Genomic DNA, 22,349 nt, shown 5'->3' with positions numbered 1-22,349 from the left:
CGCCACTTGCTGGTAGCCACGGAATGAAAACTTCAGGACTGCGTCGGGTTGCACTGGGCGCCTTCACGTCCGTGCTCTTTTCCTCCATGGGTCATGCGGAGATCTACAAGTGGGTCGACGCCAAAGGCCAGACGCACTACACCCAGCACAAGGCCGATGCGGGTGGTACCAGGACCGAGGAACTGAAGATTCCCCCGTCACACGACACGTCGAACAACTTCACGCCACCCACCAGCGACTGGCGTCCACGTGACCGGTTCGGCCTCCCCACGTCGACCCAGTCGCCCCGGCCCTATGGACCGCCCGAACGCAAGGGACCCAAGGCGGTTTCAGACGGCATCGACCACGGCACGAATGCCTCGCGATGTGCGCTGGCCCGGGACATCCTCAGCGGAGCCCGAGCACGCCGTAACAAGCCCACCGACGCCTACGATCGCGAGGTGGCGCAGAACGACATCAAGGCGTTCTGCAACGCGCGGTGAGGCAGGTGTCGCTCAGGCGCTGGCGACCCAGCCTCTGAACGCCATGCCCGCGTAGAACAGGCGAACGTTGGTGAACCCCGTCTCCTCCAGCAGTGCCTCTTCCTGTTCCGGGCTGAGCAGCGTCAGCGTGGACCCGATCGCCGTCGCTGCCTTGCGCGCGTTGTCCGGATCGACGCCGGAAGCCGCGGCGAAAGCGACGTAACGTGAGAGCCATAAATCGCGCTCGCCCTCTGCCTGGGGAAAGCTGAGATGCGCCATGACGAACGGCGCACCGGGCTTCAGCCGGCGACGAATTTCCATCAACGTCGACCTGCGTTCATCGAGCGTCAGGAAGTGCATCGTCAACAGGCAGGTCGCCGCGTCGAACGGGCCTTCAGGTGCGGTGTCGGTGTAGCCGTGGTGCAACGCGACCCGCTCGACCAGCGGGCCGAGCGTTTCCGAGGCGAGGTCGAGCATGGGCTGCGACGGATCGACACCGACGAAATGCCATCGGGGATGCGCCTGCGCGAGCACTTTCAACTCCATGCCACCGCCGGCGCCGATGACCAGCACGTGGGCCGCATCCGGCGCGCGTTCGGCGACGAGCAGGGCCGCCATCGTCTGCAGGTCGTGCAGGCCTGGCACCAGGCGGGCGGTCTTCTCGGCGTAGTTGTTGGTGGTGGATGACGTGCTGAAGGCGGGGGTGGGCTGGGACATCTCCACAGTCTATGTGGGCGTCGCGCGCTTCGCAGGCGTGGGGCTGCGGGAGAATCCAGTCAGAAGCGGGCCTCGCCCGAACCCGACGTCGTTTTGCGGAGACCGCCTGCATGCCCATCCCATCCCTCAGCGTCCGTCGTGCCGTGTCCGACGACGCCGCGCGCATCGATGCGCTCTACGGCCAACTGGTCGCAGACGCGGCGCGCTGCGTGCTGCCCGAACGCCTGCAGGAGTTGTACGAAGACCCGCGGACGGCGCTTCTTGTCGCGGAGATCGACGGCCAGGTGTGCGCCACGGTGCTGGTCTCGCTGTGCGAAGACGTGATGTACAAGCGGCAGCCGTTCGCGGTCGTTGAGAACGTCGTCGTCGACGCGGCCGCTCGCAACCGAGGGGTGGGGGCCGCGCTGATGCGGGAGGTCGAGGCGTTCTGTGCGGCGAGCGATTGCTCGAAGATCATGTTGCTGAGTTCGGTGGATCGCACGGATGCTCATCGGTTCTTCGAGCGCTGCGGCTTCGATGCCTCGATCAAGCGTGGGCTCGTCAAATATCGACGGTCCTTTGCTTGAAGAGCGACCTCGGGCGGGAATGACGGCAGTCCTTCATCTCATCGGACCCGGCGGGGCGGGGAAAACCACTGTGGGTCCGCATCTGGCTCGCCGACTGGGCTGGGCGTTCGTCGATCTCGACCAGCACTTCATGTCCCGCGAAGGGAGCATCGACGCCGTCATTAAGGCGTCTGGCTACTTGGGCTATGCGAGGCGAAACGTGGCCGTCTATCGGGAGGTTCGATCTGCGTTGACCCGTCCCACCGTTCTCGCGCTTTCGTCCGGATTCCTCACGTATCCGGAAGACGTGGACGACGGGTACCCAGCGCTGCGTTGCGCCATCGAAGTGGATGCGCTGACCTCGCTGCTGCTGCCAGCCTTCGAACTCGAAGGATGCGTTGAAGTGATCGTGCAACGCCAGCTTTCGCGACCGTATTTGCGCGGGGACAGGACCAGCGAGGAACAACGGATACGGGCGCGATTTCCAAGGTTCATGGCGATGCCGTGTACCCGCTTCCGCAGCGATGTCGTAACGGACGAGGTCGCCTCCCAGATCGAAAGATTCGTGCGTGCGCGCGTCGGGGTTCGCGAGGAAGGCGTCATGGCGCATGCAGAATGCGACCGACACCGGGAAGGTCGTTACGCCAGTTCAGCGGCAAGCTCCCTCGGTAGTTCTGGAGAACCATGAGATTCGTTTATTTGTCTGCTGCGTTCGCGTCGCTGGTGCTTGCCGGCTGCTTCGGGTCCAGAACCGTCGAGGTCCGAATCACTCCAACCGCCTACCAGGTGGGGGAGGTCCAGTCTGCGCTTGCCACACCCGTCGTGGATGAAGTGGTCCGGATCAAGCCAGACAAGGTTCTGATCGTGATGTGCAAGGCCACGCACGCTCAGAAAGTTCTTCAATTCGAACAAGAGTTGGAAGCCCGGCATCGTTCGGAAATCGGATGGACCTTGGTTGCAGAGGGATGCCCGCCTGCCTAGCCGGTGATGCGCAAGAGGCGTGTCGGTTGACGCAAAGCTCGCGGCTTGATCGAGCACTGAACAAGACCAGCGTCGATTCTTGCGGCGGCGATTCTAGCCACGCGGTCCGCAAGAGATGGCCCGTTCGCAGGCGTCGGCCCCGGTCTTCCAGCGCCTGCCGTTCGCCGCTCTCCCTGTCCAGCTACAGTCGCATGGCCCCATGTCTTTGACCCCATGAACAACATCATTCCCAGCGACCCAGCCCGAACCGCGCGCAGCTTCGCAGCCCCCCATTTCTTGTCGACCTCCACCCCGACGGCGGAGCGCACATAGCCATGCACGAAATCATCTGCCCCCATTGCAGCAAGGCATTCAAGATCGACGAAGCCGGTTACGCGGACATCCTGAAGCAGGTGCGCGACGGCGATTTCGAGAAGCAGCTGCACGAGCGGCTGGAACTGGCCGAGCGCGACAAGCGCGCGGCCGTCGAACTCGCCCAGACCCGGGCCGCCGGCGAACTGCAGAAGGCCGCCGCCGCCAAGGACGGCGAGATCCAGGAACTCAAGGCGAAGCTCGAGGCCGGCGATGTCGCGCGCAAGCTCGCCGTGAGCGAGGCCCTGGGCGCCGTGGAGCGGGAACGCGATGCGCTCGCGAACGAGCTTGAAAAGGCCAAGCAGGACAAGCTGGCCGCCACCGCGCTCGCCGAAGCAAGGCACGTGGGCGAGCTGCAGAAGAGCGCCGCCGCGAAGGACGTGGAAATCCAGGAACTGAAGGCCCGGCTCGACGCCATCGAGGTGGCGAAGAAGCTCGCGATCAGCGAGGCCGTGAGCGTGGTCGAGAAGGAGCGGGATCAGTGGAAGAGCGGCCTCGAGCGGGCGGAGCTCGAGAAGCAACTCGCCGAGAAGTCGCTCAAGGACAAGTACGAAACGCAGATCAAGGACCGCGACGACGCGATCGAGCGGCTGCGCGACATGAAGGCGCGCCTGTCGACCAAGATGGTGGGCGAGACTCTGGAGCAGCACTGCGAGACCGAGTTCAACCGCATCCGGTCGATGGCGTTTCCCCGCGCCTACTTCGAGAAGGACAACGACGCGCGCACGGGCAGCAAGGGCGACTACATCTTCCGCGACGCGGACGAGGCGGGCACCGAGATCGTCTCGATCATGTTCGAGATGAAGAACGAGAACGACCGCACGGCCACGAAGAACAGGAACGAAGACTTCCTGAGGGAACTCGACAAGGACCGCACCGAGAAGGGCTGCGAGTACGCGGTGCTGGTGTCGCTGCTCGAGCCCGACAACGAGCTCTACAACACCGGGATCGTCGATGTGTTCCATCGCTATCCGAAGATGTACGTCGTGCGCCCGCAGTTCTTCCTGCCCATCATCACGCTGCTGCGCAATGCGGCGATGAACTCGCTCAAGTACAAGTCGGAGCTGGCGCTGGTGAAGGCGCAGAACATCGACATCACGAAGTTCGAGACCGAGCTGGAGACCTTCAAGGCCGCCTTCGGCAGGAACTACGACCTGGCCCACGGCCACTTCCAGAAGGCGATCGCGGAGATCGACAAGTCGATCGACCACCTGCAGAAGACGAAGGAAGCGCTGCTCGGCACCGACCGGAATCTTCGCCTTGCGAACGACAAGGCACAGGACGTGACGATCAAGAAGCTGACACGCGGCAACCCGACGATGGCGGCCAAGTTCGCCGAACTCAAGAAGCTGGGGTCTTCCGAGACGGAATGACGCTGGCGCAGGCGCTACCCAGGAAATACATGAACCACATCACCATCGACTACCGCCAGGACATGCCCCTGGACCCGGTCGACGTCGCCCGCGTCTTCGACCGGTCCGGCATCAAGCGCCCCACGAACGATCTCGCCCGCATTGCGCGGATGTTCGCCGCGCCTAGCCTCCTGTTGTCGGCCTGGGTCGACAACGAGCTGGTGGGGCTGTCGCGGTCGCTGACCGACCACGCGTACTGCTGCTACCTGTCGGACCTGGCCGTGGACAAGAAGTACCAGGGCCATGGCATCGGCCGGGAACTCGTGCAGCGCACGCAGGCGATCATCGGCGAGGAGGTGTCGCTGATCCTGTTGTCGGCCCCCGACGCGATGTCTTACTACCCGACGCTCGGCTTCGAACTGGCGCAGAACGCGTACGTCATCCGGCGCAAGCGCTAGAGGCCGCTGCGCCACGCCTCACGGCGACCGCCGTGACCCCGCCAGCCCGGCCTTCGCATCCAGCAGGTGCCCGAGCGGCAGCGCCGTTTCCGACTTGATCTCGCGCAGCACGATGCTCGAACGCACGTGCGTCACGCCGGGCAGGCTGAACAGCACCTCGTGCAGGAAGCGCTCGTAGTGCTTCATGTCGGGCACGGTCACGTTGAGGATGTAGTCCGCGGGCCCGGTGGCCGACACGCAGCGGATGATCTGCGGGCTCGCGGCCACGGCTTCTTCGAAGCGCTGCACCATCGCCTCGCTGTGGCGGTCGAGGTTCACCTCGGCCACGGCCGACACGTGCAGGCCCACGTGCTCGGGATCGACGAGCGCGGTGTAGCCGCGGATGACGCCGGCCGCCTCCATGTCCTTGATGCGCTTCCAGCAGGGCGTGGGCGACAGGCCCACGGCCTCGGAAATCTGCTGCACGGTCTGTCGGCCGTCATGCTGCAGTGCAGAAAGAATCTTGAGGCAATGCTCGTCAAGAGAAACAGAACCGACGTTCATCGTGATTTTGGAGTGGATTCTTCTTCAAACAAGGGTCTGCGCCAGTGTATTGAAGAAACACTTACTTGGGGGGGCGCAGAACAATTCCGGGCATGAACGCCCCACTTGAAGCGACCGCACTCCGACGGCCCGACTACCAGCTTTCCGACAACCTCTGGGCCGATGCCGGCTCGGTCTTCCTCACCGGCACGCAGGCGTTGATCCGCATCCTGGTGATGCAGAAACAGCGCGACGCGGCGCGCGGCCTGCACACGCAGGGCTTCGTCAGCGGCTACCGCGGTTCGCCGCTGGGCATGGTCGACCAGGCCATCTGGAAGGCCGGCGAGCGCTTCAAGAAGACCGGCATCCGCTTCGTGCCCGCCGTGAACGAGGAGCTGGCCGCCACGCAGGTGCTGGGCACGCAGCGCGTCGAATCCGACCCCGAGCGCACCGTCGATGGCGTGTACGCCATGTGGTACGGCAAGGGCCCGGGCGTGGACCGCGCGGGCGACGCGCTCAAGCACGGCAATGCCTACGGCTCGTCGCCCCGCGGCGGCGTGCTGGTGGTGGCGGGCGACGACCACGGCTGCGTGTCGTCGTCGATGCCGCACCAGAGCGACCACGCCTTCATGGCCTGGCGCATGCCCGTGATGCAGCCCGCGAGCGTGGCCGAGTACCTGGAGTTCGGCCTGTACGGCTACGAGCTGTCGCGCTACTCGGGCGCGTGGGTCGGCATGGCGGCGCTGTCCGAAATCGTCGAGAGCGCGGGCACGGTGGACCTCGATGGGGTGAACGCGCGCGTCGCCGCCTGGGAAGACGCCGGCGCCGTGCGCGCCGCCACCGGCCACGCCGCGCCGTCCGACGGCCTGCATTACCGCTGGCCCGACCTGCCGTCGCTGCGCATCGAGTCGCGGCTGGAGGACAAGCTCGCCGCCGTGGCCGCCTTCACACAACGCAACAGCATCGACCGCCACGTCATCGTGAGCCCGCATGCCAAGGTGGGCATCGTCACCTGCGGCAAGGCGCACCACGACCTGATGGAGGTGCTGCGCCGGCTCGAGCTTTCGCCCGAGCAGCTCGCGCGCGCCGGTGTGCGGCTGTACAAGGTGGGCCTGAGCTTTCCGGTCGAGCAGACGCGTCTCAAGGAGTTCGCGCGCGGGCTCGGCGAGATCCTCATCGTGGAAGAGAAGGGTGCGGTGGTCGAGACGCAGCTGCGCGACATCTTCTACAACGCGCCGCCCGATGCGCGCCCCGTGCTCGTGGGCAAGCACGACCACGCGGGCCAGCCGCTGGTGTCGGCGCTCGGCGAGCTGCGGCCGTCGCGTCTCATCGAACTGGTCGCGCACTGGCTGGCCGTGCACTTTCCCGAGAACCACGACCTGGGCGATCACCTGCAGCATGTGCGCGACTTCACGCCGCCCGAGCTGCTGGCCAACGCGAGCGATGCGGTCAAGCGCCTGCCGTACTTCTGCGCCGGCTGCCCGCACAACACCAGCACCAAGGTGCCCGAAGGCTCGACGGCGCGCGCGGGCATCGGCTGCCACTTCATGGCCAACTGGATGGACCGCAGCACGGCGGGCCTGATCCAGATGGGCGGGGAGGGCGTCGACTGGATCTCGCACGCCATGTTCACCAAGACGCCGCACGTGTTCCAGAACCTGGGCGACGGCACCTACTACCACTCGGGCTATCTCGCGATCCGCCAGGCCGTGGCGGCCAAGGCCACGCTCACCTACAAGATTTTGTTCAACGACGCGGTCGCGATGACGGGCGGCCAGCCGGTCGACGGCGTCATCAGCGTGGACGCCATTGCGCGGCAGGTGGAGTCGGAGGGCGTCACCAAGGTGGTGGTCGTGAGCGATGCCATCCATCACTACGACGCCATCAAGAACAAGTTTCCGGCGGGCACCGAGTTCCACGACCGCGCCGCGCTCGACGAGGTGCAGCGCCGCCTGCGCGAGATGCCCGGCGTGACCGTGCTCATCTACGAGCAGACCTGCGCCGCCGAGAAGCGCCGCCGCCGCAAGAAGGGCGAGCTGGCCGATCCGCCCAAGCGCCTGTTCATCAACGAGGCCGTGTGCGAAGGCTGCGGCGACTGCACCGTGCAGAGCAACTGCGTGGCCGTGCTGCCGCACGAGACGCCGATGGGCCGCAAGCGCAAGATCGACCAGACCAGCTGCAACAAGGACTACTCCTGCGCCAAGGGCTTCTGCCCCAGCTTCGTGGGCGTCACGGGCGGCAAGCTGCGCCGCAAGAGCGGGGCGCTCGCGGCCGGGCGCGATGCCTTCCTGCACCGCGTGGGCGCGCTGCCGCATCCCGCGCCGCACGCATGGACCGGCCCCTACGACCTGCTGGTGACCGGCGTGGGAGGCACCGGCGTGGTGACGGTGGGCGCGGTCATCGCGATGGCCGCGCACCTCGAGGCCAAGTCGGCCAGCGTGCTCGACTTCATGGGCTTCGCGCAGAAGGGCGGCTCGGTGCTGAGCTTCGTGCGGCTGGCCGACACGCCCGAGCGGCTGAACCAGGTGCGCATCGACACGCAGCAGGCCGACGCCATCCTCGCCTGCGACGTGGTGGTGGGCGCCTCGGCCGATGCGCTGCAGACCGTGCGGCACGGGCGCACGCGCGTGCTCGCGAACATCCACGAGATTCCGGTGGCCGAGTCGCTGCGCAACCCCGATGCCGACCTGCATGTCGACCTGCTGCTGGAGAAGATGCGCTTCGTCGCGGGCGAGGAACAGGTCGAGACCTTCGATGCGCAGAGCCTGGCCGAAGAGTTCCTGGGCGACACGCTGGCCGCGAACATCGTGGCGACCGGCTATGCGTGGCAGCGCGGCCTCGTGCCGCTGAGCCTCGAGGCGCTCATGCACGCGATCGAACTCAACGGCGTGGCCGTGGCGGCGAACCAATCGGCGTTCTCGCTCGGGAGGCTCGCGGCCGGCGACCCCACGGCGCTCGACCAGCTGCGCGCGGCACCGGTCGAGGCGGCGGCACACCAGGTCGACGACCGCCCGCTGGAAACGCTGCTCGCCGATGCGCGTCGCCATCTCACTGGCTACCAGAACGCTGCGTGGGCCGCGCGCTTCGACCAGCGCATCCGCGCACTGCAGGCGGTCGAGTCCGCACTGCCGGGCGGCGACGCGAGCCTGCCTTTCACGCGCAACGCGGCGCGCAGCCTCTTGAAGCTCATGAGCTACAAGGACGAGTACGAGGTCGCGCGCCTGTACACCGACGGCGCGTTCCTGCAGAAGCTGAAGGACCAGTTCGAAGGCGATCTGAAGCTCGAGTTCCACATGGCGCCGCCACTGCTCTCGCGCCCCGCGCACGGACAGGCACCCGCCAAGGTGCGCCTCGGTGCATGGATGCTGCCAGCCATGAAGTGGCTGGCCCACGGCAAGCGCCTGCGCGGCACGCCCTTCGACCTGTTCGGCCACACGGCGGAGCGTCGCACCGAGCGCGCGTTGATCGATCATTTCGACCGCCTGCTGCAGGAAATGGCCACCGCGCTGACCCCCGACAACCAGTCGACCGCCGCACGCATCGCGGCGCTGCCGCTGTCGGTGCGAGGCTTCGGCCACGTGAAGCTGGCGAACCTGGACGCGGCGCGCCTGCGCGAGGCCGAGCTGCTGCACCGCTTTGCGCCATCGCGCTACGCGAAGCCGGTGGAGGCGCCCGGCGCCGGGCAGATTCGCGGCATCGCCATCGTGGCCAGCGCGCGGTAGCGGGCGCGGGTGGCGAGCGTGGCGGGCTCGGATACGATCCTTGCCGAAGCACTCACGCCCGCCACACCCCGACGATCACAGGACCCATGCGCACCTTCCTCTACTACGCCTTGATGCTCCTGCTCGGATACGCCTGGTACCGGTACGGACAGAAGCTGCTGCGCAAGGGGTACCGCGATGAGAAGGATGAACTCACCCAGGGGGTCGTCGGGCCCGTCGGATTCCTGCTGACCGCTGGCGTGACCTGCTACCTCTTCTTCGCCATGCTGCGCGCCTTGGTTCGCGGCGAAGTGCCTTGCGTCGGCAAGGGGTGCGCGGGGCAGGTCTACACCCTGGCGGCGCATGCAGGCGAGTACTGGGCCAACATGTTTTTCATCGCGTGGTGCGTCCTGGGCTTGGGCTACGCGATGTACGTGACGCTCAAGATCTGGTTCCGGGCTTAGCCCGCGCAGTGCGCGCAGCCGGCTCCCGCGCCAGCATCTCGACGACCAACGCAATGAACCACTGGTGCAGCGCCGAGGTCTCATGCCGCTCGTGCCAGACCAGTTCGACGGTGCGCGCCGGCGCCGCCACCGGTGGCGGCACGCGCTTCAGGCCCGTCAATCGCATCGTCTCCAGGCCCTCGGACCAGGGCAGCACGGCGATCAGGTCGGAGCGGCGCACGGCCTCGTAGGCTGCGGAGTAGTGACTCACCGTGCTGACCAGGTTGCGCTGCAGGCCGCGGCTTTGCAGCACGCGGTCGTAGACGCCGCCGACACGGCCCGCCAGGCTCACGTCGAGGTGGCGCGCGGCCAGGAATTTCTTCAGCGGGATCTTGTCGAGCTTGGCCAGCGGGTGGTCGTTGCGCATGAAGCAGGCGAAGTCCACCGACCACAGCCTGCGTGAGCGCATGAAGCCGGGGCGCTGCACGTCGTCGTTGTAGGCGCCGATGGCGAAGTCGGCCCGGTTGTCGTCCAGCGACTGCCCGAAGTCCACCACCGTGCCGGGGTGGGTGTGCAGCCGCATGCCCGGCGCGAGGTCGCCGAGCCGCTCGAGCAGGCGGGGGGCGACGATGCAGGCCACGTAGTCGGTCATCGAGACTGTCAGGCGTGCGTCGCTTTGCGAGGCATCGAAGCTCTCGCCCTCGAGCGTGCCCCGGATCGTGCGCAGCGACCGGGCCAGCGGCGCCCACAACTCCGTGGCGCGCCGCGTCGGGCGGATGCCCGCGCCGTTGCGCACGAACAGAGGGTCACCGTAGGTCTCGCGCAACCGGCGCAGCGCGTTGCTGACCGTGGGCTGCGTCAGCGACAGCTTCGATGCGGCGCGCGTCACGTTGCCTTCGTTCATGAGGGCTTCGAAGACCTTCAGCAGGTTCAGATCGGCGTTGCGGTAGTTCATGGGCAGAAGAGGAGGCTGCTGAAACCATTCACATGGTCAATGGAGTGGATTCAGCATATAAATTTTTCGGAATTGTGACGCGATCCTACGATCCCGTCATTCCTCACCGCCCATGCCCTCGGAACCCGGCAAACAGACCCATGAATCAGATCCTCGTCAAGAACGCCCGCCTGCTCGATCCGCTGAAGCCCGAGCTGCAGGACCGCCACGACATCCTGATCGAGGGCGACACCATCCGCGAGGTGTCCGACCGGCCGATCGTGGCGCGCGATGCGCGGGTCATCGACGCCGCCGGCAAGACCGTGATGCCCGGCCTGATCGACCTGCATGTGCACGTGGTGGCCGTCGACCTGAACCTGCAGCGCCAGGCGCTGATGCCCAACGTGTTGGCGACGCTGCGCAGCCTGCCGATCCTGCGCGGCATGCTGCGCCGCGGCTTCACGACCGTGCGCGACGCCGCCGGTGCGGGCGATGCGTTCAAGCAGGCGGTGCAGTCGGGGCTGGCGCAGGGGCCGCGCCTGTTCGTCTCGGGCCGCGCGCTGAGCCAGACCGGCGGCCATGGCGACGGCCGCGCGCGCTCCGACTACCTGGTGGCCAACGCCGTGTGCCCCAACTGCGCCCGCGTGGGCATGCTGGCCCGCGTGGCCGATGGCGTGGACGCCGTGCGCAAGGCCGTGCGCGAAGAACTGCAGATGGGCGCAGACCAGATCAAGATCATGGCCGGCGGCGGCGTGGCGTCGCCCACCGACCCGGTCGACGCCCTGGGCTACAGCGAGGACGAGATCCGCGCCATCGTCGGGGAGGCCGCGGCCCGCAACACCTACGTGCTGGCCCACGCCTACACCCCGGCCGCGATCCAGCGCGTGGTGCGCTGCGGCGTGCGCACGATCGAGCACGGCAACCTGGTCGATGCGCCCACCGCCGCGCTCATGGCCGAGCACGGCGCCTATGTGGTGCCCACGCTGGTGACCTACGACGCCCTCGCCAACGAAGGCGCAGCCCTGGGGCTGCCGCCCGCCAGCGTGGCCAAGGTGGAGGACGTGCGCGGCGCCGGGCTGCGCTCGCTCGAGATCTACAAGTCGGCCGGCGTGAAGATGGGCTTCGGCACCGACCTGCTGGGCGAGTCGCATCGGCTGCAAAGCGACGAGTTCCGCCTGCGCGCGCAGGTGCTGTCGCCGGCCGAGATCATCGCCAGCGCCACGCTCGTCGGCGCCGAGGTGCTGGGCATGAGCGACCGGCTCGGCCGGCTGATCCCGGGCGCGCTGGCCGACCTGCTGCTGGTCGACGGCGACCCGATGCGCAACCTCGATTGCCTGGGGGGGCAGGGCGAGCGCATTCCCCTGGTGATGAAAGCCGGCGTGGTCGAGTTCGACGCGCTGTAGCCCGCACCCCCGAGCTGTTCAGACAACCCGCCGGATGCCTCCGGCCCCTTCAAGGAAACGACACATGCCCAAGCTGACGCAAGCCGTCTGGCGGTACCGCCACGACCAGATGGTCCGGTTGATGGACGAACTCGCCGTCGATGCGCTGGTGTTCACCACCGCCGACTTCTTTCAGTTCGCGACCAACTTCCACACCGACGTGCAGCCGTGGGAGCGGCCGATCTTCGCGGTCGTGCCGCGCCAGGGCGAGGGCTTCCTGGTCATGAACGAGCTGTCCACGAACCACATGCGCTTCTCGATGGAAGCGCACAAGGTGTGGATCACGGACGTGACGTTCTATGCCGAGCATCCGATGGTGAGCAACCGCCTGCCGCTCGTGTCGCAGCTCCCCGAGATCCTTGCCGAGCGCCTGAGCCGCGCCGGCCTGCGCCGCTCGCGCATCGCGCTGGATGCCGGCAGCGGCGTGATGGCGGCCGTGCAGCGCCTGCTGCCCGACCTGGACGTGCGCGTCGCCACCGCGGAAGTGCGCAGCCTGCGCTGGCAGAAGCACGCCGAGGAACTGGCCGTGATGCAGGCCATGGCCGGGCTGACGGACTGGCTGCAGGACCGCTACCGCGAAGCGATCAAGCCCGGCCGCCTGGTGCAGGAGATGGACTGCGCCATGGCCAGCCTGTTCGTGCAGGAGGCCGCCGAGCGTTTTCCCGGCGAACAGTTCGAGGTCGTGCGCTGCTGGACGCTCAGCGGCCCGGCGTCGGCCTCGCCGCACGGCGACGGTGCCTCCTGCGGCGCGCGCATCCGCGAAGGCGACGTGCTGGTCAACATCGTGATTCCCCGGCTCAACGGCCTGACGATCGAGAACGAGCGCACCTGGTTCTGCGGGCGCCCCGACGAGCAGAAGAAGGCGCTGTGGACGGCCGCGCGCGACGCGACCGATGCGGCCATCGGCGCGGCCGTGACAGGCCGGCCCGTGTGTGCGATCGACGCCGCGGCGCAGGCCGTGATCGAGCGCGCCGGCTTTGCCGACTGCATCCGCCACCGCACGGGCCACGCCATCGGCATCGTGCACCACGAGTACCCGGAGGACATGGCCTTCAGCCAGCGTCCGCTGCGCGACAACGAGGTCTATTCGGCCGAGCCCGGTCTGTACGTCTACGGCGTGGGGGGCTTTCGCATCGACGACACGGTCGTGGTGGGCGCGACGCCGCGCGTGTTCACCGCCACGCCCAAGTCGCTCGACTACGCCACCGTCGGTTGAGACCCCTCACACCTTTCGCCACCACCGACCTTGACTTCACCATGACCACCCGCCGCACCATGCTTTCCGCGTTGGCCGTTGCAGCCTCGCTGCTCGCCGCACCCGCCTTCGCGCAGGGCTTTCCCTCCAAACCGATCAAGGTGGTGGTTCCGCAGCCGGCCGGCTCGGGGCCGGACACGTTGGCGCGCACGCTGGCCGACGTGCTCGCCAAGAGCATCGGGCAGAGCGTCGTGGTGGAGAACCGGCCCGGCGCGAACGGCACGCTGGCCGCGGCCTACGTGCTTTCGCAGCCTGCGGACGGCTACACGCTGTTCCTGGCCGGCGTCTCGAACATGTCGTGGAACCCGCACCTGTACAAGTCGCTGGGGCACCAGCCGGCGCGTGACTTCACCGGTGTCGCCGTCATCGCCAACACGCCGTTCGTGACGGTCGTGTCGCCGAGCCTGGGCGTGAAGACGCTGCCCGACCTCATCAAGATGGCCAAGGCCGAGCCGCAGCGGCTCAGCTTTGCATCCGCCGGCATCGGCAACTCCACCCATCTGGCGAGCGAGCTGCTGAAGTCGCGCACCGGCATCCAGATGCAGCACGTGCCCATCAGCGGCGCCGGCGGCCCCAACGCGCTCACCAGCGTGATGGCGGGCGACACGCCGGTCATGACGACCGTTCCCGTCGGCGTCGTGCCGCTGGTCAAGAGCGGCAAGCTGGTGCCGCTGGCGGTCACCGGCGAGCGGCGGTTGCCGCAACTGCCCGACGTGCCCACGTTCAAGGAGCTGGGCATCGACATGGAAGTGCCCGGCTGGTACTCCCTGGTGGCGCGCGCGGGCGCACCCGGCGACGCGGTCGCGCGGCTCAACGCCGAGATCAACAAGGCCCTGGACACGCCCGAGATGAAGGAGCGCCTGGCCGGCCAGATGCTGGTCGGCGTCAAGTCGACGCCGGCCGATGTCCTGAAGTTCACGCAGCGCGAGTCGGCCGCCTGGGGGCCCATCATCGATCGCCTGGGCATTGCGCAGTGAGTGCCATCGAGCCGGCTTCCTTCGAGGCCCTGGACCACGCGCTGCGACGGTTTCCGGGGCACCGGCTGTTCACCGTGCTGGCGATCGACCCCAGCCTTGCCGCGTCCCGGCGCCTGTACACGAGCGACCCGGTGGCGTATCCGTGCGGCGGCACCAAGCCACTGCACCATGACAACGACTTCTTTCGCGAGGTGGTGCAGGGCGGCCGGGCGCGCATCTGCGTTGATCAGGAAGCCTGCCGCCGCGCGTTCCCGGACCATGCGCTGATCGACGCGCTCGGCTGCCGGTCTGCCATCAATGTGCCGATCCGGCACGACGGCCGCACTGTCGGTTCCCTGAACCTCCTGCACCGGGAACACTGGTACCAGCCCGACATGGTGCCCGCGCTCATGCGCTTCGCCGAACAGGCCGCACCCTTGCTTCTTCCGCTTCGATGCGTTGAGATGCCCGCATGACGATCCCTCGCCGAACCTTCGTGCTGAATACCGCTGCATCGCTTTGCGCCGCATCGCTCGCCACCGCGGCGCGTGCAGTCGGCCCAGGCTACCCGAGCAAGCCGATCACCATCGTGTTTCCCTATGCGGCCGGCGGTGCCACCGACGCCATGACACGCCAGATCGCCGACCTCATGGCCAAGGCGCTCGGCCAGCCGGTCATCGTCGACGCGAAGCCGGGCGCCGGTGGGTCGATGGCGTTGCAGCAGGTGGTGCGCGCCCCCGCCGACGGTCACACGTTGGTGCTCGTGGCCAGCGGAACGATGGCCGTCAATCCCTACCTGTATGACCTGAAGTACAAGCCGGTGGAAGACCTGGCGCCCATCGCGATCCTGGTCGACATTCCCTTCGTGGTCGTGACGCGGCCGGACTTTCCCGCGCGCACCCTCAAGGAATTCATCGCGCATGCCAAGGCGAATCCGGGGAAGGTTTCGTTCGCGAATGCCGGCGTGGGCACGCAGGCCCACCTCACGCAGATGATGTTCATGAAGGCGGCCGGCATCTCGGCCAACGTCGTTCCCTACAAGGGCGGCACCGGCGCCATCGCCGACCTGCTCGGCGGTCACATCGACGCCATGATCGACAACGCCGCCGCGCAGGTGGCGAACGTGCAGGCCGCCAAGGTGCGCGCGCTGTTCGTCACCACGCGCGAACGCAGCGAATCGCTGGCCGGCGTGCCCACGGCGCAGGAGGCGGGGCTGCCGGGCTTCGTGACCTCGGGATGGTTCGGGCTGGCCGCACCCAAGGGCACGCCGCAGGCCGTCATCGACAGGCTCAATGCGGTGATCGTCCAGGGCATGGCGCGGCCCGAGGCACGCCAGCGCCTGATCGATGCGGGGTGGATGCCGGTTGGCAGTTCGCCTGGCGATGCAGCGGCGCGGGCCCGGGCAGACCTTGCGCGCTTTGGGCAGACCGCGCTGCAGATGGGTCTGAAAAAGGAGTAGAGGTCTGCGGGTGAGTTGACTTTCGTCACTATCAGCCGGCGGCGCATGACCCTAACATGCGCGCCATGAGCACCCTTGCGCCGACCCGAGCGTCAGCCATCCTGATCGTGGACGACCACGACCTGGTGCGCCTGGGTGTGCGTGCCTTGCTCCAGGCGCAAGCCTCGCCCACCGGGCCCGCGGTCGAGGTCTTCGAAGCCAGCAGCATGGCGCAGGCACTGGCCGTGTATGAGCGCTTTCAGGCGAGCATCGGGTGGGTGCTGCTCGATCTGGCGCTTCCCGATACCCGCGGTCTGAGCGGCGTGTCCGTTTTTCTCCAGCGTTATCCGCAGGCCCGCGTTGTCGCGTTGTCGGGTGTCGGCGCCACGTCGCTGGCGCAAAGCGCCATTGCTCAAAGTGCGCTGGCACAGGGCGCCCGCGCGTTCTTGCCGAAGTCGGCCAACCTCAAGGAGGTGGTGAGCTTCATCCGTGCCTGCGGCCTGCTCGGGAGGGACGTGGTCGACGGCCTTCCAGGCACTTCCAGGTGGGTGGCCAGGGTGCCCCACCGTTCCGTCAGCGGTGGCCTGGGCGCCCTGACGGGAAGCCAGGCGCGTGTGCTGCAGATGATTCTCGAAGGCAAGTCCAACAAGGAGATCGCCCTGTTGGCCGAGTTGCGCGAAGGCACGGTGAAGAACTATGTCTCGACGATCCTCTTGCTGTTCGGCGTGCAGTCGCGGGCGGAACTGATCAGCAGCCTGCGCTGATTCACCGGAGGAGGTGCAAGGCGATCGTCGAAGAAGAAACGAAAGAAGGGCCCCCTCATGAATGACGCTGCCCGATCGATGCATCAGGCCCCGGCGTTCGCCGACCTGGACCATCGGGTGCTCCGCGAGCACGTGGCCTCGGTGTATGCCGGGCACACCACGGTCACCTGTGCGCACATGGGCTTCGCCATTGCCATCGGCATCTTCGGGTACTTCAACGTCGATCCGATCCACCACCTGCTGGTGATCGGCATGGTCGCTGCCGTCGTGTCGATGCACCTGTATGCGTTGTTCGCGCCGCGGTGGACGCCGGATGTCCCCTTGTCCGAAAGCCGCCATTGGGCGCGCCGGTACACATGCATCGTCACGCTGCTCAGCGTGACCACGGCGATTCCATGCGCGTTGTTCCTCGTGCTCATCCAGAGCCCGGCGATGGCGACCGTGGTGATCGTCGTGATCATGGTCAGCTGGACCCGGGCTGTTCAGGCCCGCTGGCCGCTCAAGAAGGCCATGTTCGGCTGCGGCGTTCCGATGATGGGCGGGCTGATCCTTGCCTTGATCTGGCACGGTGGCGCGCTGCACGGGTTCCTGGCGCTTTTCGGCTTCGCGCATCTGATACTGACACTGCGCGAAGGGGTGAAGCAGAACCAGCGGCTGACAGCCTCCTTGATCCTGCGATTCGAGAACGAGACGCTGGCTGCGCAGTTGCGCGAACGCATCGCCGCCGTGGAGCGAGCCAGTGCGGAAAAGACCCGCTTTCTTGCCGCGGCCAGCCACGACTTGCGCCAGCCGATGCATGCCATTGCCCTTTTCGGCGCAGCCATGGAAAGCGCACTGCATGACCATCCCGAAAGAAAGAATGCCGAGCGCCTGATGCGCGCCGTCGACGCGCTGGGCTCATCGCTGGACACCATGCTCGATGTCTCGCATCTCGATGCAGGCGTTGTCGTGTCCGAACCGCAGGCACTGGAACTCGATGCATTGCTTCTGGTGCTGAACCAGACCTTCGCCCCGCACGCCGAACAGAAGGGCCTGCAGTTGCGCATACGTGCCAGCGGCATGTGGGTGCGCAGCGACATTCAGTTGCTGTTCCGCCTGCTGTCCAATCTGGTCGACAACGCCTTGAAGTACACCCCTGAGGGGGGCGTGAGCGTGGTCGCGCGGCGGCGCGGAGACAAGGTGTGGCTGGAGGTTCGCGACACCGGCGTCGGCATTGCACCCGAACAGTTGAACCGCATCTTCGAGGAGTTCTATCAGGTCGACAACCCGGGCCGCGACCGCGCGCGTGGACTCGGGATCGGGCTGTCGATCGTCCAGCGCCTGTCGCACCTGATGTCTCACCCGATCGTGGTGCGCTCGCGCCCGGGACGTGGCACGCATTTCCGCGTGGTCCTGCCGCAAGCCAAGGCAACGCTGGCGGCGCCAGCCGACCTGCTGCGCGATGAACTGGAGATGCCCAGGCATCGCAGCCGTGCGGCGCCGAACCTGCACGGCCCCGTGCTGCTGATCGACGACGAAGCGGAGATTCGCCTGGCCATGGCGGCGCTGCTGCGAGCGCATTCGGTCGATGTCGTGGCCGTGACCGACGAATCGCATGCGGTCGAAGCATTGACGCACCCGGATGCGAAAAGCAGTCCGTTCTCGATGCTCTTGTGCGACTACCGGCTGGCCGACGGGGGCGATGGACTCGAGGTCGGCCTGCGCCTGCTCGAGCGCTTTCAGCTCGACATTCCCCTGCTCCTGATCACGGGCGAGACGGCCCCGCAACAACTGCGGCGTGCACAGGCATCGGGGGTGCCGATGCTGTTCAAGCCGGTGAGCGCTGCCGCGCTGCTGCAGGCGATGGCAGAACTGACATCCGTCACGGGGCATGCACGGAGTCTTGCGCCAGCGACTCGGTACTTCAGAGATCGATCGCCGTTTGCATAGAAGGTCTTTCGCGCCAACTTCAAAGTTGGGTGAGAAGAATAGACCTGGGCATCGAAGAACGAATCACCCTGTGAATGTTCTCGATATTGGCAAGAGAAAGAACCTTCTCTTTTTCGGTCTCATGGTTCGCATGAGTCCTAACTGCCTCATCGCCAAATATCGATTTCCCATGCCTTTCCGGTCGGTGTGACTTTCGGCATGGGGAAATTTCTCCCGAGTGCCCTAAAAACGCTGACGGCGATCTGACGGACCACGCAGTGGCTGCCGATCGCTACGGACAACGTTGCCCTATCGGCAGCATCGGCTTCGAAAAATTGAAAGGCAAGGGAATGAAATTCAAAAAATCTGCAGTGGCTGCAGCAACGGCAGTCGCCTTGATGCTTGCGGCATGTGGTGGTGGTAGCGGCGGAGGTGGCGGTGGATTTCCAGTGGTGCCGGTCGGGCCTGGAACGGACGGCGCCGGAACACAAGGGCCTGGAACACAAGGCCCCGGAACGCAAGGGCCCGGAACACAAGGTCCTGGAACGCAGGAACCTGGAACCCAGGAACCCGGAACACCGGCACCCGCGCAGTATGAGACGCTCCCCTCTGCCTGGGATGGCGACAAGGATTCCTACATCGCCTCGGTGCCGGCCGTCGTGCAGCAACTGAACGACCAGGGCGCCAAAGGCAGCGTCCGGCTGCGCCCCGTGGGAAGCAACTCTCTGTACGTCAATCCGCAAGCCGCCAACGACAAGTACAGCTACAAGGAATTCACGCTCACCTTCTCCGGTCGCGATGGCTGGGACCCGGCCAGTACCGCGCTGCTGCAGCGGTTGGAAGACGAGGGCGCCAAGGGCTATGTGCTGCATCACCTGGTGGGGGAGACGCATACCCTGGACGATTCACTCAACGCCATCCGCAAGGCCAGCTTCATCCTGGTCAAGAACGAAAGTCAGCCCGTCACCTACACCTATCGGAAGTTCAGCTTCGATCAGATGATGCCGGCAGACTTCATCGCCCAGTTGAACGCATGGGGACAGGAAGGCTATCGCTTCCTGAACACGGAGCGGGGTCTCAGCCCGAGCGTGAATGCGATCGTCGTCAAGAGCTCTGCAGCCGCAGGGGCGACCTACCGCTATGCGTTCGATCCCATCGTCTCCGATCCCAAGCCGCAACTCACCAGCCGCGGTCAAGACGGATTCCGCTACAAGGGCTATTTCGAATACTTCGCCAACCCCGGCGGACAGCCCGTCCAGGGCGTCTTCAATGCCTACGAACTGGACAGCCGCCGCCCCTCGGCGGTCGCCTATCGCTTCTCGGATGAAATTGATGGAGGCCCGGTCGATATCAATACGCCTGCGGGACTGGCCCGGCTCAATGACCAGGCGAGCCAGGGGTTCTTCTACGCCGGCTTGAGCATTCCTACCGGAGCGAGCGGGGGCGCGGCGATGTTCTTCGCGGACTATGCCGTCTATGTTCAGGGCGTGCTGCTGGCAGACCTCAACCGCGGGGGCGCTGTTCTTTTCCCCTAGACGAACAGGTGCTGGCGAAATCGACGCCGGCATTGGCGGTGTGGTTCAGGTACTTGAAGTGGTTGAACGTGCAGCCGGCGAACACCTGCCACCCGCGCGCCACTTCGCCGCTGATCTCCGCGTCGAACCCTTCGCTGCGCACCTTGCCGGTGGAGACGGAACAGCGCCAGCGCGGTGTGGACCTTGCCGCGGAACAGCTCGCCCTTCAGGCCCGCTTCGCAGTTGCGGCCCTTGACGGGCGGCGGCATGTCGCCGGCAGCGGTCATCGCGTTCTGCGGCTGGAAGATTTCAGGGAGTCGCCGTGGTGGCCTGGGTCATGACGGTGGCCCATGCACCGTCGATGCGCTTCCAGACTTCCACCACCCACAGTCCGCCGCTGAAAAAGCGGGTGACGACAAGATCGCCTTGCTGTTCGTGCTGCTCGCGTTCGCGTGGCACGTAGGGCCGCTGCTTCTGCGTTTGAAGGTTGCCGACCCGTTCGGCGCGAGACATGAACTGGCCGTTCTGCTGGACCGTCGTGAAGTCGCTCGCGGTGTACCGGCCCCACTGCGCCGAATCGACGGCATAGAAGGCTTCGTCTCGTGCACGCATGGCGGCTTGAAGGTCGGGGGGGAGGGTGTGGGTGTCGGTCATGAGGGCACTGTAGCGGCCATGGCCAAGGCCTGCTGTGGGTCCCGTGCGGCCGGAAGTGCTTCGTCGACAGCCGGCCAACGCCACGCGTTCGCAGCGTCTATGCTTGGCGGTCAAGAACAAGACGCGTCCCTTTCTCCCGGCCGTTGCCGCGAGATCACCCGACCATGAACCCGACCGGAACCCTGCGCGGCATCGCCGCGATGCTGTTGGCTTGCGCCTTCTTCGCCTGCATGGACGCGCTGCTCAAGAACCTGGCCGGGCACTACCCGGCGGTGCAGGTGATGGCGCTGCGCGGTCTCACGGCCCTGCCGTTGGTGTGCGTGTACATCGCCTGGCGGCGCGAGACCGCCGGCGTTTTCAATCGCCGGCTGCGTTGGCCTTTGCACCTGCTGCGCACCGCGTTGAACATGACGATGCTCGTGCTCTTCGTCCATGGCCTGAAGACCCTGGGCCTGGCCGAGGCCTACACGCTCACGTTCATCGCGCCGCTGCTGATGGTGCTCATTGCCGTGCCGCTGCTGGGCGAGTCGATTCTTCTGCGCCACTGGGTCGCCATCGGGCTGGGCTTTGTCGGTGTCGTGATCGCGCTGCGGCCCGAGCAGGGCGCGTTCCTCTCGACGGGGGCGCTGGCGATCCTGGTGGCCGCGGCCTGCTACGCGCTGTCGAACATGCTGGGGCGGCTCATCAGCCGCACCGAATCGAGCGCCGCGCTGGTCTTCTGGACCACGGCGGGCATGGCTGTCGGCGGCAGCCTGTTGGCGGCGCCGCAATGGGTGCCCCTCCAGGCCGAGCACATGGGGTTGCTGGCGGGCTTGGCCATCAGCGGCTTTCTGGGCCAGCTGGCCATCGCCGAGGCCTTCCGCCACGGCCAGGCCGCCGCCATCGCCCCCTTCGAATACAGCGCGCTCGCCTGGGGGCTGGTGCTGGACTGGGTGTTCTGGCAGGCCGCGCCCGATGCATGGACGCTGGGCGGCGGGGCGTTGATCATTGCGAGCGGACTGTGGCTGGCGCGAAGCGAGGCGCCCAGGTCCGTGCAGAAAAAGCAGAAGGCCGCCTGAGCGGCGGCGGTGTCTCTTTCAGGCGCGGATGTGCAAGGGCGCGAACGACTTCACCAGGTCGTCCAACGCCTTCAGCTGCGTGAGGAAAGGCTCCAGCTGGTCCAGCGGCAGCGCGCTGGGACCGTCGCATTTGGCCTGCGCCGGGTCAGGGTGCGCTTCAAGAAAGAGGCCCGCCAGGCCCACCGCCAGACCCGCACGCGCCAGCTCAGCCACCTGCTCGCGTCGCCCGCCCGAGGCGACGGCGTTCGCCTCGCGTTGCTGGAGCGCATGGGTCACGTCGAAGATGACGGGCAGGTTCCCGGTGATCTTCTTCATGGTGCCGAATCCGAGCATGTCCACCACCAGGTTGTCGTAGCCGAAGCAGGTGCCCCGGTCGCACAGGATGACGGGGGAGGTTCCCGCTTCCCTGATCTTCTCGACGATGTTGAGCACCTGCGACGGGCTCAGGAACTGGGGCTTCTTGACGTTGATGACCTTGCCCGTCTTCGCGAGCGCGACCACCAGATCCGTCTGGCGGGCGAGAAACGCAGGCAGCTGCAGAACGTCGACCACTTCGGCGACGGGATTCGCTTGCCATGGCTCGTGCACGTCGGTGAGGAGGGGCACGCCGAACTCCGCCTTGACGGCCTCGAAGATTTTCAGGCCCTCTTCCAGACCGGGGCCCCGGTAGGAATGGATCGACGAGCGATTCGCCTTGTCGAAGCTCGCCTTGAAGACGTAGGGGATGCCCAGCTTTCGCGTGACGCGGACATATTCTTCCGCGGCGCGCAGGGCCATGTCCTTCGACTCGAGGACGTTCACGCCGCCAAACAGGACAAAGCCGTCGCTGTTGCTGACGTTGATTGCGGGGGTGATGGCGACGGTCGTCACGAAGAGTTCTCCTGGAGTGGTGGCC

23 protein-coding genes are annotated in these 22,349 nt (G+C 66.6%); 18 read left to right on the top strand and 5 right to left on the bottom strand.

Going from position 1 to position 22,349, the window contains the following annotated elements; all coding sequences use genetic code 11:
• Window positions 1-23: 23 nt before the first annotated feature.
• Window positions 24-482, top strand: a complete 459-nt coding sequence (locus AC07Q9_RS14960; protein ID WP_495310397.1) for a DUF4124 domain-containing protein — start codon at window positions 24-26, stop codon at window positions 480-482.
• A gap of 12 nt (window positions 483-494) precedes the next feature.
• Here the strand turns inward: AC07Q9_RS14960 and AC07Q9_RS14955 are convergent, their stop codons facing one another.
• Entirely contained in the window at window positions 495-1,178 is a 684-nt protein-coding gene (locus tag AC07Q9_RS14955) for a class I SAM-dependent methyltransferase (protein ID WP_495310394.1), read from the bottom strand.
• 110 nt (window positions 1,179-1,288) lie between these two features.
• Here AC07Q9_RS14955 and AC07Q9_RS14950 point away from each other — a divergent pair, with 110 nt between their 5' ends.
• The 5 genes from AC07Q9_RS14950 to AC07Q9_RS14930 all read left to right on the top strand — a co-directional run bounded on the left by AC07Q9_RS14950 (window position 1,289) and on the right by AC07Q9_RS14930 (window position 4,865).
• Window positions 1,289-1,744 (top strand): GNAT family N-acetyltransferase, encoded by a 456-nt coding sequence (locus AC07Q9_RS14950; RefSeq protein WP_495310393.1) that lies wholly within the window; start codon window positions 1,289-1,291, stop codon window positions 1,742-1,744.
• A 19-nt stretch (window positions 1,745-1,763) separates the two neighbouring features.
• Window positions 1,764-2,411 carry a shikimate kinase gene (locus tag AC07Q9_RS14945; RefSeq protein WP_495310392.1) on the top strand — a complete coding sequence of 216 codons (648 nt, stop codon included), beginning with the start codon at window positions 1,764-1,766 and terminating at the stop codon, window positions 2,409-2,411.
• The gene (locus tag AC07Q9_RS14940) at window positions 2,408-2,704 is read left to right on the top strand and encodes a hypothetical protein (RefSeq protein WP_495310390.1); all 297 of its coding nucleotides are present in this window, start codon (window positions 2,408-2,410) and stop codon (window positions 2,702-2,704) included. Before AC07Q9_RS14945 ends, AC07Q9_RS14940 begins: the two co-directional genes overlap by 4 nt.
• Window positions 2,705-3,018: 314 nt before the next feature.
• Window positions 3,019-4,428: a DUF2130 domain-containing protein gene (locus AC07Q9_RS14935; RefSeq protein ID WP_495310388.1), complete on the top strand. Its 1,410-nt coding sequence runs from the start codon at window positions 3,019-3,021 to the stop codon at window positions 4,426-4,428.
• Window positions 4,429-4,457: 29 nt separating this feature from the next.
• Window positions 4,458-4,865: a GNAT family N-acetyltransferase gene (locus tag AC07Q9_RS14930; protein ID WP_495310386.1), complete on the top strand. Its 408-nt coding sequence runs from the start codon at window positions 4,458-4,460 to the stop codon at window positions 4,863-4,865.
• 18 nt (window positions 4,866-4,883) lie between these two features.
• Here the strand turns inward: AC07Q9_RS14930 and AC07Q9_RS14925 are convergent, their stop codons facing one another.
• The gene (locus AC07Q9_RS14925; protein ID WP_062474115.1) at window positions 4,884-5,408 is read right to left on the bottom strand and encodes an Lrp/AsnC family transcriptional regulator; all 525 of its coding nucleotides are present in this window, start codon (window positions 5,406-5,408) and stop codon (window positions 4,884-4,886) included.
• A gap of 92 nt (window positions 5,409-5,500) precedes the next feature.
• Between AC07Q9_RS14925 and AC07Q9_RS14920 the strand changes: the two genes are divergently transcribed.
• Both AC07Q9_RS14920 and AC07Q9_RS14915 read left to right on the top strand, forming a co-directional pair.
• A complete protein-coding gene (locus AC07Q9_RS14920) occupies window positions 5,501-9,109 on the top strand; it encodes an indolepyruvate ferredoxin oxidoreductase family protein (RefSeq protein WP_495310385.1) in 3,609 nt (1,202 codons plus the stop codon).
• Window positions 9,110-9,195: 86 nt separating this feature from the next.
• A complete protein-coding gene (locus tag AC07Q9_RS14915; protein ID WP_495310383.1) occupies window positions 9,196-9,552 on the top strand; it encodes a hypothetical protein in 357 nt (118 codons plus the stop codon).
• On the opposite strand, the gene AC07Q9_RS14910 is transcribed toward AC07Q9_RS14915, so the two are convergent.
• Window positions 9,530-10,486 carry a LysR family transcriptional regulator gene (locus tag AC07Q9_RS14910; protein ID WP_495310382.1) on the bottom strand — a complete coding sequence of 319 codons (957 nt, stop codon included), beginning with the start codon at window positions 10,484-10,486 and terminating at the stop codon, window positions 9,530-9,532. The two genes, AC07Q9_RS14915 and AC07Q9_RS14910, sit on opposite strands and share 23 nt — an antisense overlap.
• 140 nt (window positions 10,487-10,626) lie before the next feature.
• Here AC07Q9_RS14910 and AC07Q9_RS14905 point away from each other — a divergent pair, with 140 nt between their 5' ends.
• The 9 genes from AC07Q9_RS14905 (at window position 10,627) to AC07Q9_RS14865 (ending at window position 20,083) form a co-directional block, all read left to right on the top strand.
• The gene (locus AC07Q9_RS14905; protein ID WP_495310380.1) at window positions 10,627-11,868 is read left to right on the top strand and encodes a metal-dependent hydrolase family protein; all 1,242 of its coding nucleotides are present in this window, start codon (window positions 10,627-10,629) and stop codon (window positions 11,866-11,868) included.
• Between the two features lie 64 nt (window positions 11,869-11,932).
• The gene (locus AC07Q9_RS14900; RefSeq protein ID WP_495310379.1) at window positions 11,933-13,123 is read left to right on the top strand and encodes a M24 family metallopeptidase; all 1,191 of its coding nucleotides are present in this window, start codon (window positions 11,933-11,935) and stop codon (window positions 13,121-13,123) included.
• 41 nt (window positions 13,124-13,164) lie between these two features.
• Window positions 13,165-14,139 carry a Bug family tripartite tricarboxylate transporter substrate binding protein gene (locus AC07Q9_RS14895; protein ID WP_495310378.1) on the top strand — a complete coding sequence of 325 codons (975 nt, stop codon included), beginning with the start codon at window positions 13,165-13,167 and terminating at the stop codon, window positions 14,137-14,139.
• Complete coding sequence (locus AC07Q9_RS14890) at window positions 14,136-14,594, top strand: GAF domain-containing protein (protein WP_495310377.1); 459 nt, start codon at window positions 14,136-14,138, stop codon at window positions 14,592-14,594. The genes AC07Q9_RS14895 and AC07Q9_RS14890 overlap by 4 nt, the downstream gene beginning before the upstream one ends.
• The gene (locus AC07Q9_RS14885; protein WP_495310376.1) at window positions 14,591-15,577 is read left to right on the top strand and encodes a tripartite tricarboxylate transporter substrate binding protein; all 987 of its coding nucleotides are present in this window, start codon (window positions 14,591-14,593) and stop codon (window positions 15,575-15,577) included. The genes AC07Q9_RS14890 and AC07Q9_RS14885 overlap by 4 nt, the downstream gene beginning before the upstream one ends.
• 65 nt (window positions 15,578-15,642) lie before the next feature.
• Window positions 15,643-16,320: a response regulator transcription factor gene (locus AC07Q9_RS14880; protein WP_495300655.1), complete on the top strand. Its 678-nt coding sequence runs from the start codon at window positions 15,643-15,645 to the stop codon at window positions 16,318-16,320.
• A 57-nt stretch (window positions 16,321-16,377) separates the two neighbouring features.
• Window positions 16,378-18,249, top strand: a complete 1,872-nt coding sequence (locus tag AC07Q9_RS14875) for an ATP-binding response regulator (protein WP_495310375.1) — start codon at window positions 16,378-16,380, stop codon at window positions 18,247-18,249.
• 257 nt (window positions 18,250-18,506) lie between these two features.
• Complete coding sequence (locus tag AC07Q9_RS14870) at window positions 18,507-19,763, top strand: hypothetical protein (protein WP_495310374.1); 1,257 nt, start codon at window positions 18,507-18,509, stop codon at window positions 19,761-19,763.
• 8 nt (window positions 19,764-19,771) lie between these two features.
• On the top strand, window positions 19,772-20,083 hold the full coding sequence (locus AC07Q9_RS14865) for a hypothetical protein (protein ID WP_495310373.1): 312 nt from the start codon (window positions 19,772-19,774) through the stop codon (window positions 20,081-20,083).
• Here the strand turns inward: AC07Q9_RS14865 and AC07Q9_RS14860 are convergent.
• Window positions 20,052-20,396 carry a nuclear transport factor 2 family protein gene (locus AC07Q9_RS14860; RefSeq protein ID WP_495310371.1) on the bottom strand — a complete coding sequence of 115 codons (345 nt, stop codon included), beginning with the start codon at window positions 20,394-20,396 and terminating at the stop codon, window positions 20,052-20,054. The genes AC07Q9_RS14865 and AC07Q9_RS14860 overlap by 32 nt on opposite strands.
• Before the next feature lie 164 nt (window positions 20,397-20,560).
• On the opposite strand from AC07Q9_RS14860, the gene AC07Q9_RS14855 reads away from it, so the two are divergent.
• Window positions 20,561-21,454, top strand: coding sequence for a DMT family transporter (locus AC07Q9_RS14855; protein WP_495310369.1), 894 nt, complete (start codon window positions 20,561-20,563; stop codon window positions 21,452-21,454).
• 18 nt (window positions 21,455-21,472) lie between these two features.
• Here AC07Q9_RS14855 and kdsA read toward each other — a convergent pair whose 3' ends face one another.
• Window positions 21,473-22,324 carry a 3-deoxy-8-phosphooctulonate synthase gene (kdsA, locus tag AC07Q9_RS14850; RefSeq protein ID WP_489058586.1) on the bottom strand — a complete coding sequence of 284 codons (852 nt, stop codon included), beginning with the start codon at window positions 22,322-22,324 and terminating at the stop codon, window positions 21,473-21,475.
• Between the last annotated feature and the right edge of the window lie 25 nt (window positions 22,325-22,349).

The organism is Variovorax sp. GW821-FHT09A10, from assembly GCF_059418385.1.
The sequence above is the reverse complement of the archived record's forward strand: the minus strand, read 5'-3'. Positions and strand labels throughout refer to the sequence as shown.